The organism is Macrococcus epidermidis (assembly GCF_003259695.1).
GTDB lineage: Bacteria > Bacillota > Bacilli > Staphylococcales > Staphylococcaceae > Macrococcoides > Macrococcoides epidermidis.
In genome coordinates this window covers 1-14,098 of the sequence record NZ_PZJH01000007.1, presented here as the reverse complement: position 1 = coordinate 14,098, position 14,098 = coordinate 1, and the positions used below count along the sequence as shown (strand labels likewise).

General features: G+C 33.8%; 8 protein-coding genes and 2 pseudogenes. 5 read left to right on the top strand and 5 right to left on the bottom strand.

Annotation, left to right across the window (positions count from 1 at the left end; all coding sequences use genetic code 11):
• The first annotated feature begins 23 nt into the window (after positions 1-23).
• The 3 genes and pseudogenes from BHU61_RS13490 to BHU61_RS11155 form a co-directional block, all read left to right on the top strand.
• On the top strand, positions 24-191 hold the full coding sequence (locus BHU61_RS13490; protein ID WP_170122547.1) for a hypothetical protein: 168 nt from the start codon (positions 24-26) through the stop codon (positions 189-191).
• A 35-nt stretch (positions 192-226) separates the two neighbouring features.
• Positions 227-340, top strand: a pseudogene (locus BHU61_RS11160) (ZinT/AdcA family metal-binding protein); the annotation flags it as partial.
• Between the two features lie 214 nt (positions 341-554).
• Positions 555-1,175, top strand: a pseudogene (locus BHU61_RS11155) (ATP-binding protein); the annotation flags it as partial.
• Between the two features lie 129 nt (positions 1,176-1,304).
• Here the strand turns inward: BHU61_RS11155 and BHU61_RS11150 are convergent.
• On the bottom strand, positions 1,305-2,888 hold the full coding sequence (locus tag BHU61_RS11150) for a M20/M25/M40 family metallo-hydrolase (RefSeq protein ID WP_111716898.1): 1,584 nt from the start codon (positions 2,886-2,888) through the stop codon (positions 1,305-1,307).
• A 1,246-nt stretch (positions 2,889-4,134) separates the two neighbouring features.
• On the opposite strand from BHU61_RS11150, the gene BHU61_RS11145 reads away from it, so the two are divergent.
• Both BHU61_RS11145 and BHU61_RS11140 read left to right on the top strand, forming a co-directional pair.
• Positions 4,135-4,515 carry a winged helix-turn-helix transcriptional regulator gene (locus BHU61_RS11145; RefSeq protein WP_170122545.1) on the top strand — a complete coding sequence of 127 codons (381 nt, stop codon included), beginning with the start codon at positions 4,135-4,137 and terminating at the stop codon, positions 4,513-4,515.
• Positions 4,516-4,646: 131 nt separating this feature from the next.
• Positions 4,647-4,997: a hypothetical protein gene (locus BHU61_RS11140; protein ID WP_111716894.1), complete on the top strand. Its 351-nt coding sequence runs from the start codon at positions 4,647-4,649 to the stop codon at positions 4,995-4,997.
• 315 nt (positions 4,998-5,312) lie between these two features.
• Here BHU61_RS11140 and BHU61_RS11135 read toward each other — a convergent pair whose 3' ends face one another.
• The 4 genes from BHU61_RS11135 to BHU61_RS11120 form a co-directional block, all read right to left on the bottom strand.
• On the bottom strand, positions 5,313-6,107 hold the full coding sequence (locus BHU61_RS11135; protein ID WP_111716892.1) for a class C sortase: 795 nt from the start codon (positions 6,105-6,107) through the stop codon (positions 5,313-5,315).
• Positions 6,104-7,006, bottom strand: a complete 903-nt coding sequence (locus BHU61_RS11130; RefSeq protein WP_242444254.1) for a class C sortase — start codon at positions 7,004-7,006, stop codon at positions 6,104-6,106. The genes BHU61_RS11135 and BHU61_RS11130 overlap by 4 nt, the downstream gene beginning before the upstream one ends.
• 64 nt (positions 7,007-7,070) lie before the next feature.
• The gene (locus BHU61_RS11125; protein ID WP_111716890.1) at positions 7,071-8,579 is read right to left on the bottom strand and encodes a SpaH/EbpB family LPXTG-anchored major pilin; all 1,509 of its coding nucleotides are present in this window, start codon (positions 8,577-8,579) and stop codon (positions 7,071-7,073) included.
• A gap of 48 nt (positions 8,580-8,627) precedes the next feature.
• Positions 8,628-12,908 (bottom strand): SpaA isopeptide-forming pilin-related protein, encoded by a 4,281-nt coding sequence (locus tag BHU61_RS11120; protein WP_111716888.1) that lies wholly within the window; start codon positions 12,906-12,908, stop codon positions 8,628-8,630.
• Positions 12,909-14,098: the final 1,190 nt, after the last annotated feature.

Sequence of the window (14,098 nt, the reverse complement as noted above, 5' to 3'; positions counted from 1 at the left end):
ATCTCAAAGGAGGGATAATATTTATGAATAAAGATCTGAAATTTACTAATTCTGAAGAAACGATTAAACCAGGAGAAAGAGTAATTATCGAGTTTAACTTCCCGAAAAATTTGAACTTTGTCGGAAGAGCAGACAAAGTGCTAGAAAAAATTATTAAAGAAAATGATGGAATGATTAAGAAAGCTGACTAATAATAACGGTTAGCTTTCTTAGAAATTTTAACCGCTTATACATGGGTGATGATCGCACTGCTTTATTAAAAGAAATGGAGCATTGGCCAACTTACTACCCAAGTGATTTAAAAGGTGAAGAAGTTAAAGAAGAAATGTTAGCACATTAATTAAAGAGAATGAGACATAAGTCCTTTCCTCTTAAGATTAACAGGATAAACGGCGGAACAGAAGTTGCCGCTACGACAAAAACCGAACGAAAACTATAAACAAAGAGCTGTAGTAACCCAAAAAAGTTAAACTATTTGGAATGGAGAAATGCATTCCATTTTTTTATGCGATTTTACATTTAGACTACTTTCTTAGAACCCAAATTTATCTACTTTAGATATCTTAGAAAAAATAATAATTAAAGAATCTGATACTCGATTAAGAAATAAAAAAGAGAGATATAGAAAAGCTGCGAATTTATCTGTGATTAATGCCAGATTAGAAAACTTAATCTATTCACCAAAAAGGAAATTGAAGTCCGAAACAATTGAGCAACTATCTACAAATGACTATATACTTTCCAATAATAATGTCATTATTCAAGGTGCCACCGGCACTGGTAAAAGTTACATCGCTTGTGCTTTAATAAATCATGCGATTGATAATGGGTATAATGGATTATTCTTTAGAATGACAGACTTATTAAGTAAGCTACAACAAGCTGATTATAATAATAGTTTGGACAGGCTATTAAAGAAGATTAGCAGAGCAGATATTTTAGTGATTGATGATTTTTTATTAACAAATACAACTGAACAAGAACAAAAGTATCTAATGGAGGTATTCGAAATAAGAAGCCGTGAAAAATCATTAATACTTTGTTCACAAATGAATTCCGTAGAATGGCATAAGATATTAGGTGGTGGAGCCATCGCAGATGCGATTTTAGATCGTGCTGTATCAAAGTGTTATAAAATATTTTTAGAAGGAGAATCATTAAGAAAAATCAAATAAAACACATGTACTAATTGACCGATTTTTATGGTTATATAAAGACGCCGTATGCAATAATACCCAAAGAGAGGTGCAGGCAAATTAATAAAACGGCAACTTCATATAAGTCACCGTTTAAATGCGTATTAATTATTTATTGATAAAAAATTTATGGAATATTTTATTTAATACATAAGGCACTTCTTCTGAAACACTTTTAATATCAATGCGCTCAGTGAGTTGATGTGCATCTTTACCAAAAGCTCCAATATTGATGACTGGAGCTTTTAATTTTTTCATTGCATCAAAAGGAATGTCATAAGTTCTTCCAAAACCAGGTGTATTTGAACTGTAAATGTGTTCATCGGAAGCTTCGTGAGTATAATTTACATAGCTTAGATCAGAGATGCCATTAAAATAATATATCTTCTGTGTCTCTCGATTAAATTGTTTTTTCATCTGTTTGATAGCATATTTAGAAATAGATTTAATTAGTTTTTGTTGTCCGCTATTTACAGATGGGTAATAGGGAGGATTTAAATATGTAACGACTGTATAATCATTGCTACTGTCTAACAACAGTAACTGTTGAATAACTTCCTGTGCATATAATCTTTCATCACTTAAATTTGTATCATTTAAAATCTTATCAACGACTGATTGACCATGTTTGTCAATCATTGACTGCATGAGTTTTTCATAAGTGATAACTTTGATAGGCGGTAATTCTTCATAGTACAATTTTAAATCATTCGTACACGTTTTCATCGTTTGTTCAATGATAGTATTAAATTTTTTGAAAACTTGAGCTGAACTTTGCTCAAATAAAAATACATTATAATAGCTTACAGCCATAAAAGGTGTTTGTACATTATATTCATCTTTTAAATCCTTCATATATAAACTCACTGGTAATGGAGATATTTCATCTTTATATTGTTCTGTAAGTAATGGATTATATTCGATTTCTGAATTAATTCGACTGATAAGATAATTTGCACTTAATCCCTTCAGAGGTTCACCGACATGAGTTTCTTTACCATAAACAAATACCGAAGGCATTATTTTTCCTATACTGCCATTATAAATATAGTACTGTTCATCGTCAGGGTGTTGACTAAATGCAGGTTCGCCGTTCATTATTAGCAATAATTTCAGATTTTCCTGTTCAATAAAATCTGATAAATCATTTACGGCACTTCTCATACCTGAAGAATTCACTTCCTCATCAGGTACAGTTAGCAAAATAATATTGATTGGCCATGATTCATTGATTGCTTTTTCAAGTAAACTCAGATGCATCATGAGACCAGATTTCATGTCCATTACACCACGACCAAATAGATATTTATCAGATTTTATATCTGATTGCTGATCATCATTAAAGCTATCTAAATTTTTCTGAAATGCTTTATTTAAGGCATCACAATCGAATGCAAGTGATTGAAAGGGACCGAAGTCATTGGTATCGACCGTATCATAGTGACTCATCAAAATGATTGTGTCATCGATATCATGAGAACGATATAGTGCTACCACTGCGTTTTTGTGATCGTAAGTTTCAATAAATTTAATATGTGATTCATTTTTATTAAAATATTCTAATTGTTTTAATGTCCGTTTGATATAAAACGGAAAATTGACTTCACCTTCACTATTAGTTATGCTGTCTTGTTTTACGAGTTCTTTAAGTAGTTTTAATCTATCTTCTGATGTTTGCCATTGTGAACGCATTGTAACTCTCCTTTAAAAATAAAATATTGATAAGCATTTGAAATTTCATATTTTTCAGACAAATATGAGTTTTCTACTACCAATTATACATATATTTTCATAAATTAAGTATTGTTAATTATAATTTTATTTATGCCGATAGTAAAATTAAGCTGAGAACTAAAAAAGCCTTCTGTGCTAAACTCAATATGTATTTTCGACCAAAGCAAACATAAAGAGTTAGCACAAATGGCCTATACACATCTTACACGGAGGAACTTGAGTGCATAGAATCATATTACTACCAGAAAATTTCAGTTAGTGAGCTCTGCCGAATAGTTAAACGGTCATGGCAGGCTGTTTATAATGTATTTAATGGTATATCTGCACTGGAGCTCTATCAGAACTATAAGAAGAGAAAATTCCATTTTGGAAAACGTAAGATTGTCCTTCCCAAGTATCGACTCAGTTATAGTCACCAAAAGATAGCCGACGGCTGGACACCCGATACAATCATAGGCAGAAATGAAGAATCTATTAGCTGTCCTGTTGAACCGCTGTCCAGAATGTTCAAGGATGATATTCTGCATGTTCATTCACTTCCTATGAAAGGGAATAGAAAGCCTAAAGTTTATCATGAAAAAAGAGGGCGTCAGGCTTTCAACGTTATATTTCAGAAAAGACGGTTGAATTTTCTGACTTTGATACAGAGTTCGGCCACCTTGAAAGAGTTACGATTGTCCATCGTCATCATGGTAGCGTAGTCATCGGTAGTGAACCCCAACAATTGAACTTTTTATTAAGTTACTTTCATTAAAGCAAGATTTCTGTATTCTACAAGAGTCTTGCTTTTTAATTTTGTCTTCTTTCTGATGATTTTTATATTTAGCTTTTAGTATAAACTGTTATTAAATTATATTTTTTCATAATACGACCTATTTTCCGCCTATATACTATAATACCTAATTTATTTAACTGATTTTTAATTCATCTTGTACCAAAGTTCTTTCTATTTTAGTTAAAAGTACTAACAATAGTTTTTTCTAATTCTAAATCATCATTTTTAGTTTATTTGGATTCGTTTTTTAAAATCATAATAAGTGCTTCATCTATATTATATAACGGTTATTTTTCATCTTTAAAGTAGTCATTTTGTACATCGATGATAAGTAATGCTTTATTCATTTTATTCTCTCCCTTTTATTTGATAAAATATTATAATTAATTTAATTATAAGTAGACATTACTATGTGGAAGAACTATGTTAATGGAACATACTGATTTAGAAATCATAAGAATGTTAAAGCAAGATAGCAGATTAACTAATAAAGAAATTGGTGAAAAAGTTCATATGAGTGGGCAGGCTGTAGGTAATAGAATTAATCATTTGATTGAACGTGGCGACGTCTCTCAAATTACAATTAAGAAGGGTTATGAAGATACGCAATATATTGGAGTCTTTTTAAATGGTAGTTTTTACTCTCAAATCGAATCATTGGTTATGGAGTATGACGAAATAGAAGAATTTCAAAAGGTTAGTGCGCGAGCACGTTATATCTTGAAGAGTCATTTTGATAAAGATGGATTAAAAGAATTTATTCAATTGTTATCAAAATATTCAAGGTATACAGTGGAAGTTGTTATATAGATAACTAGTAAATTTATTTGTCATTTTTAAAATAGAATTTAGACTATAAATTGAACCTACGTATAAAAGTTAAATAAATTAAGCATATTTATATTATCCTTAAAATATCATATTATAGGTGGTTATACATAATGGGCTACGTTAATTTATTTATCAACTGGAAGAATCAAAATCTGGAAAGTATGAAGAAACAGGTATCAGCCTCTTTAAAAGCTAAATTTATTTTTAATGGTTCTAGAGAAGTTAACTATAACTATTGTCAAACAATTAATCTTTTAAAGAAGAGATTTGAAAAAGAGCAAGATTGGACTTTTGAGGTTCTGAAAAGTTACACAAGAAGTGATGAACAGATTGTAGTTACAGATATTATAAGAGAAAATCATGACTATGCTTTAATTGAGCCTCTAGCTGTTTGTCTCCTTACATTTAAAAATCAGAAGTTAATACGCTTACATATGGAGGCTGAGTTAGTAAGAGATTAATCTTTTGAACAGCAAAAAATTTGTAATTGGAGTTTTCTATATATAATAAGTCTGCTAAATGAATTATTAAATCAATCTTAGCTGAATTATAAAGTATATATTTGAAACGTAATAGAATCCTTATATACAAATATACTCAATAAAGTAATGTCTACATACTTATAAAATTTTTAACTTGAAGAATGATATCAATACTATGAGAATCAAACTATGAAAACGTCCAAAGTCGTATTTGCTTTGGAGTTTTTTACACTATTAATTCTTGAAGGATTTCACTTAGTAAGTGACTTCTTTACAAGGAGTATGTTGAAATGTTTATTTTCTCTTTGACACTAAAAATATATAGGTCATCATAAACACGAGACATAAAACAAGCCATGAATCTGATAATACTTTAATTTGTTCATACCATGACTTCTGCTGAATAGGTTGCGCTTGCTGTTTGATAATTTGTTTCGGATGCGCACGCTGTGCATAGATAAGTAGACGTTTACTTCCATCTGGTGTACATGTAAGTAACGTAATAATATCTTTACCTTTTTTGATATCCATTGCTTCAACTTTATCCGGTGTAACAATTACTCTGTCATAAACTTGATAGGTGAGTTTCTCTTTAAAGTTATTCACGATGACTTTATCACCGTTCTTCAAGCGATCAATATGCGTGAACCATTCCTGAAACGGTGAATAAGAGTGTGCTGCAAGAACACTGTTTGTTGAGAGTCCACCAACGGGATAACTCGTTCCAGTCACTCGTGATACACCTTTATTTAAGTTTTTCGGTGTTGCGCCGTCAAATACAGGATAATGTAATTTCAGCTTTGGGATCTTAACTGTTGCGATAATTTCTTCCGATTTCTTTAGTATTGCATCTTTTCCCTTTGGTCTTGCCTTTACCTCTGGAGAAGTAAGCTGTTGCTTTCTGCTTCTCACAGCATCATTATATGCCATTTGTTGCTTATACCTGCTTTTAGTTTGTTCATCAATACGACTATTATCAAGCTGCTCAGCTTGTTTCGTCGAATCATAATTGTAATAAATCTTTGCGATAATTGGATAGATTGCAATTAATAAACCACAAATAAACAAAAGATTTATGATATGTTTCACTGATTATCACGGCGCCTTTTCCTTTTAATGTATCTATATAATAAATATAATAAAATACTGACACCAATGCCAATTAAATAATATTTATACACTGTAAGGAATTTCATCCACCATGCTTCTTGAGCCGCTTCATGTGCTTTTGCTTCTTCAGGTGTATAAGGTATACGATGTCCTTGTACAATTAGACGATGTGAATTAATCATATAAGGTGTACATGTAAGGAGTGTAACTCGGTCCTCACCCTTTATAATGCGTAATTTCTCGACTTCATTTGGTTTAATCACTTCTATATGATCGACTTTATAAGCAATCGTTTCTTTAATGTTAGTGATATAGATTTTGTCACCTTTTTTTACTTTATCTAAATCTGTAAACAGCATTTTGTCCGGTAATCCGCGATGCCCTGTAATGACTGCATGTGTCGTATCTCCACCGACAGGTAGTGATGTGCGTTCGAGATGCCCGAGTCCTTTTTGAAGCACACGTTCTCTTGTTCCAGCAAATAACGGCAGTTTTTGATGAATACGTGGGACTTCGACGTATCCCATTTGTTCGTTCACTTCAAGCATCTTTGCATATAATGCTTTACCTTCTGCTTTATCCTTTGCACTGAATGTATCTTTTATAAATTCATTCGTTGCGAGTGTTGAATTGTATGCTTTCGCTTTTCGAATACGTGTATCAACATCTTTATCAACTAATTTACTCACTTCTTTATCGAACTGATTCACTTCACTACTTGATTGATAATCATAATAAACTGCACTAATCATCGGATACAGTAATATTAAAGCGCCTGCTAAAAAGATTAGTGAAAAGACGATATTAAATAATAGATTACTTTTCTTTTTATCTGCTTGCTTTTTTGAGTTTTGCATTTCCTCTGGACCTTTCTTCATGGTCATCCTCCTTTCTGTATAAAAATAAGGGCAGACAAAGTGTCTACCCTATTTCATATGTTGATTATGATTGTTGTCTTTTTCTGTAAACAATAATAGCTGCTGCCATCATCATAAGACCAACGACTGTGAATAATACAGTACCCATACCACCTGTGTTAGGGATAGATGTCTTTTTGTTGATAATTTCTTGTGGTGCTGCTGTAGCTTGAGCTGTAGCAGCTGTAATTGCTGTTGGATCAGAGTAGTATGAAGTAGCGTTTACTGTAAATGTAGTTTCAGGGTTCGTTGGAATTGTGTATCCAGCAGGTGCTTTAACCTCTACTAAGAAGTAATCAGTTGATCCTGTATTATTTGAACCGTCTGCTCCGTAAGATAAACCTTTCACTTCAAATTTACCAGCTGCATCAGAAGTAAATTTAGTTGCTTGAGACTGATCAGTTGTCCATGTAGCCGTTAAAGTTGTTGCGCCTTGTACTAAGAACTCACCAGCTGCATTTTTAATAACGAATTCTGCACCTTGTAATGTTCCTGAAGCTCCGTCAGTCTTAACGAAGTTTTTACCGCCTGTGTATACTTTAGGAATGTCTGTTGGTGGTACTTCTGGTGGTGGTGTAGTTCCACCTGGTTCAGTAGTGATACCGTGACCATTATCAAAGTTTAATGTTGCACCGTTAAGGATTGGTTGTCCCATAATTGCTGTATTGTTGATCACTGTAGGAATCATGATGTTTACTTTACCTGTTGTACCTGCTTGACCTAATTTAGTAAGTCCTGTTGCTGTGAAATCAACTTTAACAACACGTGTTGCTGTATCATAAGTTACGTTGTAGTCAGTAGCGTTAGTTAATGCTGCACCGTTTAATTCTACTGTTACTTTATCTACGCCTTGGAAATCTAATTTTGTATCAATTTTATCTGTTACTGTGTATTGTTTGTATTCTTCGATACCTTTAACGATTGTTGGTTGAATTAACCAGTTAAATTCGTCACCTACGTTGAATGAAGATGATTTGTTGCCATCAGTTTTTACGTCTTTATCGATTGTCGGTGTATCTTCTAAAGTATTCTTTGGATAAACATGTAAGTCAGTAATGTAACCCGTACCATCTTGATTTGTAATAGGTAAGTCTAATCCAAAAGGTACAGCGTTAGATGTTTTAACCGCTGTTGATGGATCTTCGATGAACCAGTATTGACCTTCTGCTAAGTTAGGTACAACAACAGTACCGTCAGCTGCAGTTTTTGCTGTTGTTCCTAATTTTGCACTACCTACATATGCTTGAACTTCTGCATCTGTATCATATGCTGAGATGTTAGCTTTCATTGTTGCTAATTGTTCAGGTGTAACTTTCCAGTAACTAAATGAAATACCTGAAATCGGGTCACCTGTTGGTGTTTCAGTACCTGATAATTCTCCATAAGTTGCTTGTCTTTCAGTATCACCTGTAATTTTGTGAATTGTCAGGTTTGTTGTTGGTGCTGCTGCAAAAGCATTTGTTAATGGTGTAAGTATACTCATTAATAATGCAAGGACAAAAATAACGGAAAAGCGTTTTGTAATTTTAGACATGTAAGTATGTCCCCCTTTTTATTTTTTATATTAATCGCAGGTTAAGCGTTAATGTCTTTTTCTTTTTAGCCAGATGGCTAATAATATCAATCCAATACCTACAACTGTAAAGATAACTGTCCCCATACCACCAGTATTAGGTAGCATTGATTTATTATTCGCTACGTCTTTTTTAACGACTGTTGTACTATTGATTTCTACTGTGATTGGTGTTGCATCTAATTCGTATCCAGCAGGTGCTTTCGTTTCAACAAGTGTATACGTTCCAAACGGTAAATTAGTAAAACTTATGACACCTGTACTATCCGTTGTCTTAGTCATTACGACCTTACCAGTACTATCACGTAACTCGAATGTAGCACCTGATAAAACTTTTGCTGTATTACCCGCTTCATACTTTTTCACTTCCAGACTACCAACCGCACTTTTATTGATGAGCTGGTAAAGAAGAGTACCTGTATAGAGCTTGCCATCTACAGTGATGTCACCGTTAGAAGCTACCACCACTGCATGAGTTGCACTATCTAATAGATAACCTTGTGGTGCTGTTATTTCTTTCAACGTATAATTCCCGGGTGATAAATTAGTGAACTGAACAACCCCGTTCGCACTACTTGTTGCCTGTACGACCTTACCAGTACTATCAGTAATCGTGAATACTGCACCAGCAAGTGGTTGGTTTGTATCACTTAACTTATTAAATGAGAAACTATAGGTTGGCTGACTGAATTTCGCTTCCGGAATTGGATAATCTCTTAGAACAGTACTCGTTGGTGTCGGTTGTAAAGTCGTTCTACCATTCATCGGATACCACTGACTGTCCACGAAATTTGGATCACTTGTACGAAGCGTGACATTGTAGTTAATGTTCACCCATTCACCTTTACCAAGTGTTAACCCATTGATTTTAATTGTGCGTGTTGCCGCATCATACGTGACAGTAACACCATTTAACAATGCAGGATTTGATGCTGTTAATGTGTAATCAGAAGCATCGAATCCATTGTTTGACCCAAGATCTAAATCATACATGGTACCGATTGGGTCAGTCACTGTACCACTGGCAATACTCTTAATTGTTGTTTGCGCAATATTGCTTAATATATTCGGCAAATCTTTTGCAGTATCCGTTGCTAAAAATGCATTTGCTTGTTTAGAAGCTATGTTATTCAAAACATTGTTCATTTCAGTCGGGGTAGCCCCGTCTGTGTTAATTGTATTGTTTGTCTCTAAACCGATTGAAAATATTTCGTATTCAGGGTGGGCAGCACGAATAATTTTAGCTTCAGATATTGTCGGCTGCCCATGATTTGTTATCGATACACTACCAATAGAATAAGCAAAATTTCCAGCCGTTGAGCTGAGAGGAAATAGTTGCCCATCTCCTACACGCGTTGTACTAAAAGCAGTAATATTTTCCGGCGATGTCGCTGCTGTTCCTTTATAACTGAAGGTAGGTGCCCCGTCAGTTAACACTATCATTATTTTCTTGGCTGTCGCACGAGCAGTTGATAACATTTGAGAACCTGTGCGAATACCTAGTTGTGTAAAAGTGTGTCCTGTTCCTGTATTAGGACTTACATCAGTTTGGTAAATGCTTGGTATCGCACTTTTAATTGAGGTAGGATTCGTTTGAAAGCCCGTTTGACTTACAATGTTTGACGCAAAGTTAACAACCCCGATGCGCGTATCCGTTGCACTACCAGTATTAGACTTAGTAATTTGATCAACAAAGGTATTGACGCTATTTTTCATATTTTGCCATCTAGACACTCCATTAGTCCCCACATAATTCATACTGTAAGAATTATCTACTACTAATACAATGTCCAAAGGAACTTGGGATCCTGTTTCCCTTCCTTGTGTCTTTAAATCAATCGAATATTTATTAGGTGTTGAGGTAGGTTGCGTTGCTTTCCACAAGAATCCTTCGTTATACTCGACTGGTTGAGGCACTCTATTTCTATAAAGACCTCTTTCATCCCAGGTCATATTATTAACATCACCAATGTACGTCGGGCTAGGCTCGACAATAGGCAAACCATTCCCAGGCGTTGGAACGCCTGCACTAGATAGTACTGTTGCCTGTGCTTTGTTACTTACAATCCCCGTATTACTCTTTGCCTCTGCATAGATTACTGTACCAGCAGCTTGCGGACGATAAAGCTCGACATAATAACGTCCATTTGAGTCGGCTTGCGTACTCCCAAGGACTGTACCAGAAGCATTCGTGATTGTCACAATACTATTTGGTGATGCTGTTCCTGAGACACTCGTTTGATTATCATAAATTGTTCCGATTGTTGTATTTAACATGTCTGTAACTGTAATTTGTGTATTTGGACTGACGTTACCTGCAACATCTGTGGCATTAACAGTTATTATACTTCCAGTAGATTGAGGAGGTATAGAAATCTGAAATTTACCTACACTGTCTGTTGTTCCGGTTAATTGTGTTCCATTTGATAAAATCACCGTTATTTTAGAACCAGCTTCTGCACTTCCTGTTAACAGTGTAGTAGTTGTGTTGACAGCATTAACAACCGGCGCATTTGGCGGGGTAGTATCAGCTAAATTTAACGTCCCTGTTATCGTAAAATTTTGCGTAATATTTTTAGCGATAAATTGAGCTGCAGGTGAACTGCCACCAATATTCAGAGTATATTTCGATAAACTCTTATTTGTAATAGTGGTCGAAAAACTGATGATCCCGGCATTGGCCCCTTGTCCAAGAGAAGAAACAATTCCCTCCACACTTTTATAGGTTGTATTGTAAGTTAAGTTCGTAGTAGAACCATTTGATAACATCATCTTAAAGCTCGAAGTATCTAATGTTTGTCCCGTACTAAATACCATATTATACAGAAGAGCTTGAATTGTATGTGTAGTAGAACCATTTCTTCCAATTGTGATTGTCCAGTTAATTTTTGTACCATCTGGACTCAATGTCGCATTCATCGTCATCTTGTCACCCGTTGTACTATGTACAATGGGTGAGTCAGTCGTAAACGTTGAATTTGCTGTTGTCGTCGTTAACGTTTGAATGTTTGATGAATCAATCGTCAGTGATGGAAAAGCAAAAGCTGACACTCCTGTAGGAGCAGCATCCACTGCTACGACTGAATCTTCTACGGGTTGAGCTGTCACTGTGTCTACTGAATCAACTGAAGCTACATCACTTGAGTTTATAGTTTCCGTTGTTGCAGCTTCAGTTGTTGGGTCTTCGGTCGTCGGGTCTTCTGATGAATTTTTTGTGTTTGCTTCCCCATCAGAAGTTGTTGCCGGAGACTCTGTTGTTACTGCGTCTTCTTTTTGAAGTGTGATGTTATAGTCACTCACGCTCACCTTATAACCGTCAATCGCCTTCACACTTACCTCGTATTCAATTGGTGTACCATCATCATTTTTTTCAGGTAGGTTTTCAAACTGATACGTATCACTACTCTCAACAGTTAAAGTATCTACTTTTTCACCGGTTGTCTTGTTCATTAATGTTAGTTCAAGCGGTTCATTAGAAGGGTTATCTATAATACCTTTAATAGTCGTTTCAAGATACGTATGTGTAATCGTATGCTGATCAACTGTCGTCTTATAATTACCAGTAAGAGATGACGTTACTTCGTACTTAATCTCATTACCTTGATCATCAAACTTTCTTACATCGTTAAAAATATAAGAACCGTCTGGATTTACAACTACTCTCATCACTTTCTCCTGCGTATCAGCATTCACGAGTATTACTTCACTGTCAGGTTGTGCGATGTCAGATGGAAGTTGTTCAAATACTACGTCACCTTTAATTTCAAATGTTTGATACACAGCATCCGTCGCTTCAATCGCTGCACCATTATTCATATGCGTTAAAGTGAGACGATAATCTGTTTGATTCTGATCCTGGATTGCTGTTGTTAAATCGAAAGATAAACTTTGATTATCATCTTTTAATACAATAATGTAATCAGGACGAGCAGAATCTGGTTGCGTGACCTCTGCACCATACGTTGCTAACTGAGTATTCAGTGCGTTGAGGTCTAAATTTTGTTTCCCCTTAAGACTGAGCGTTACTTTCTTATCGCTTAACTGTTGTTTCGCTGAATTTATAGTGATATGCCAGTCAATCGTTGAATCAGTATGATTCATTGCAGTGACTTGCAATAATTCACTATTATCACTTGATCTTGTTACAGTATCTGCTGAAGCAATACCACCAAACAATTCAGTGAATAGTACGTTAAGCAATAATATTATTAAAAATACACTGTTAAACTTTTTAATAATATCACCTTCTTTTCTATTTAAAAATTTATATAATTTTTTATTTATTATCAAAAAAATATCTTATAAATTTTTATTTATATTGTGTACTTAGTATATTCATATAGTTAAACATTAAAAAGAGACATTTTATTTAAAAATGTCTCCTTTTAACTTCAAAAAATATTTTTTCACAATCTTAGATATATAAAAAACTAGTATTTAAAAGTATAATTCTTTCATTATTGTGAATATATCAAGTATTTAAATCCTGTATATTTTTATTAAATTTTTAAAATTCATTTTAAAATCTATCAAACAATTTACAATAAATGCATCTATACATACGGTATTGCAAGTAATATGTATTGTTTTATTAATATAATATACTAGTTTTTATGTAGCGATTTTTATTATTTATATATAAAAAAAAGAGAAGTATCAACATTTTGTTGATCCTTCTCTTCATAATTACTTACTATTTAATTCGAATAAACGAAATGATTATTTACGACGAGCACCAAATAATGCTAATACAGAATCTACAAAACTTTTGTTGTTTTCTTCACCTGTATCAGGTTATATACTTTTACTGATTTGAAAAGCTATTAAAGTTTCTGTATGTGCAACTGTAGCTGCTTTTGTTTATGTTGATTTTGCATTATGTTACTAATAACGTTATCAAAACGTACTGTCTCCACGACCGCCAGTTGAAATAGGTATCTCTACATTAATAGGAGATGGTATCCCAACATTGTAGTCCCCTTAATAGAAAAATCGAAAAAATGAAAATAGGTAGTTTAATTACTGTGGGCGAAAATATTTAGCAAGCTAATTAAGGATTCTTATTTGAAGGTGGAACTAAAGTAAGACTATTAATACATGATTCTTGAATTTTTTGACTACGGAGCATACTAAAGATATGTACAATCTATGAAAAGATTATTTGAAAGTCTATATTATGGATTCGGGAACAGTAAGTGTTACTTTAAAATAGCTAATGTCTCTCCTTTAGTTTAATAAAGTTAATATATAAGACTTTCAGCCTATACTTAGAGATAAATTTCATGATAGAGGTATTATCGAAAATATTTTTGAGAAGAATAAACGAACGGGGATGGTGGTGATATTGAAAAATGAAGATTTAAAAGGTATGATGGAAAATGGGTGCTGAACCCTTAATTTGAGACATAACAAAAAAGCATCTCAATTAGGCTGCTTGTTTTCGATATTCTATCGGAGATAAGTAGCCTAATTTTTGTTGA

Excerpts from the sequence above, each read along its gene's own strand:
- BHU61_RS13490 (WP_170122547.1), top strand. The coding sequence starts at position 24 with ATGAATAAAGATCTGAAATTTACTAATTCTGAAGAAACGATTAAACCA.
- BHU61_RS11150 (WP_111716898.1), bottom strand. The coding sequence starts at position 2,888 with ATGCGTTCACAATGGCAAACATCAGAAGATAGATTAAAACTACTTAAA.
- BHU61_RS11145 (WP_170122545.1), top strand. The coding sequence starts at position 4,135 with ATGGAACATACTGATTTAGAAATCATAAGAATGTTAAAGCAAGATAGC.
- BHU61_RS11140 (WP_111716894.1), top strand. The coding sequence starts at position 4,647 with ATGGGCTACGTTAATTTATTTATCAACTGGAAGAATCAAAATCTGGAA.
- BHU61_RS11130 (WP_242444254.1), bottom strand. The coding sequence starts at position 7,006 with ATGAAGAAAGGTCCAGAGGAAATGCAAAACTCAAAAAAGCAAGCAGAT.
- BHU61_RS11125 (WP_111716890.1), bottom strand. The coding sequence starts at position 8,579 with ATGTCTAAAATTACAAAACGCTTTTCCGTTATTTTTGTCCTTGCATTA.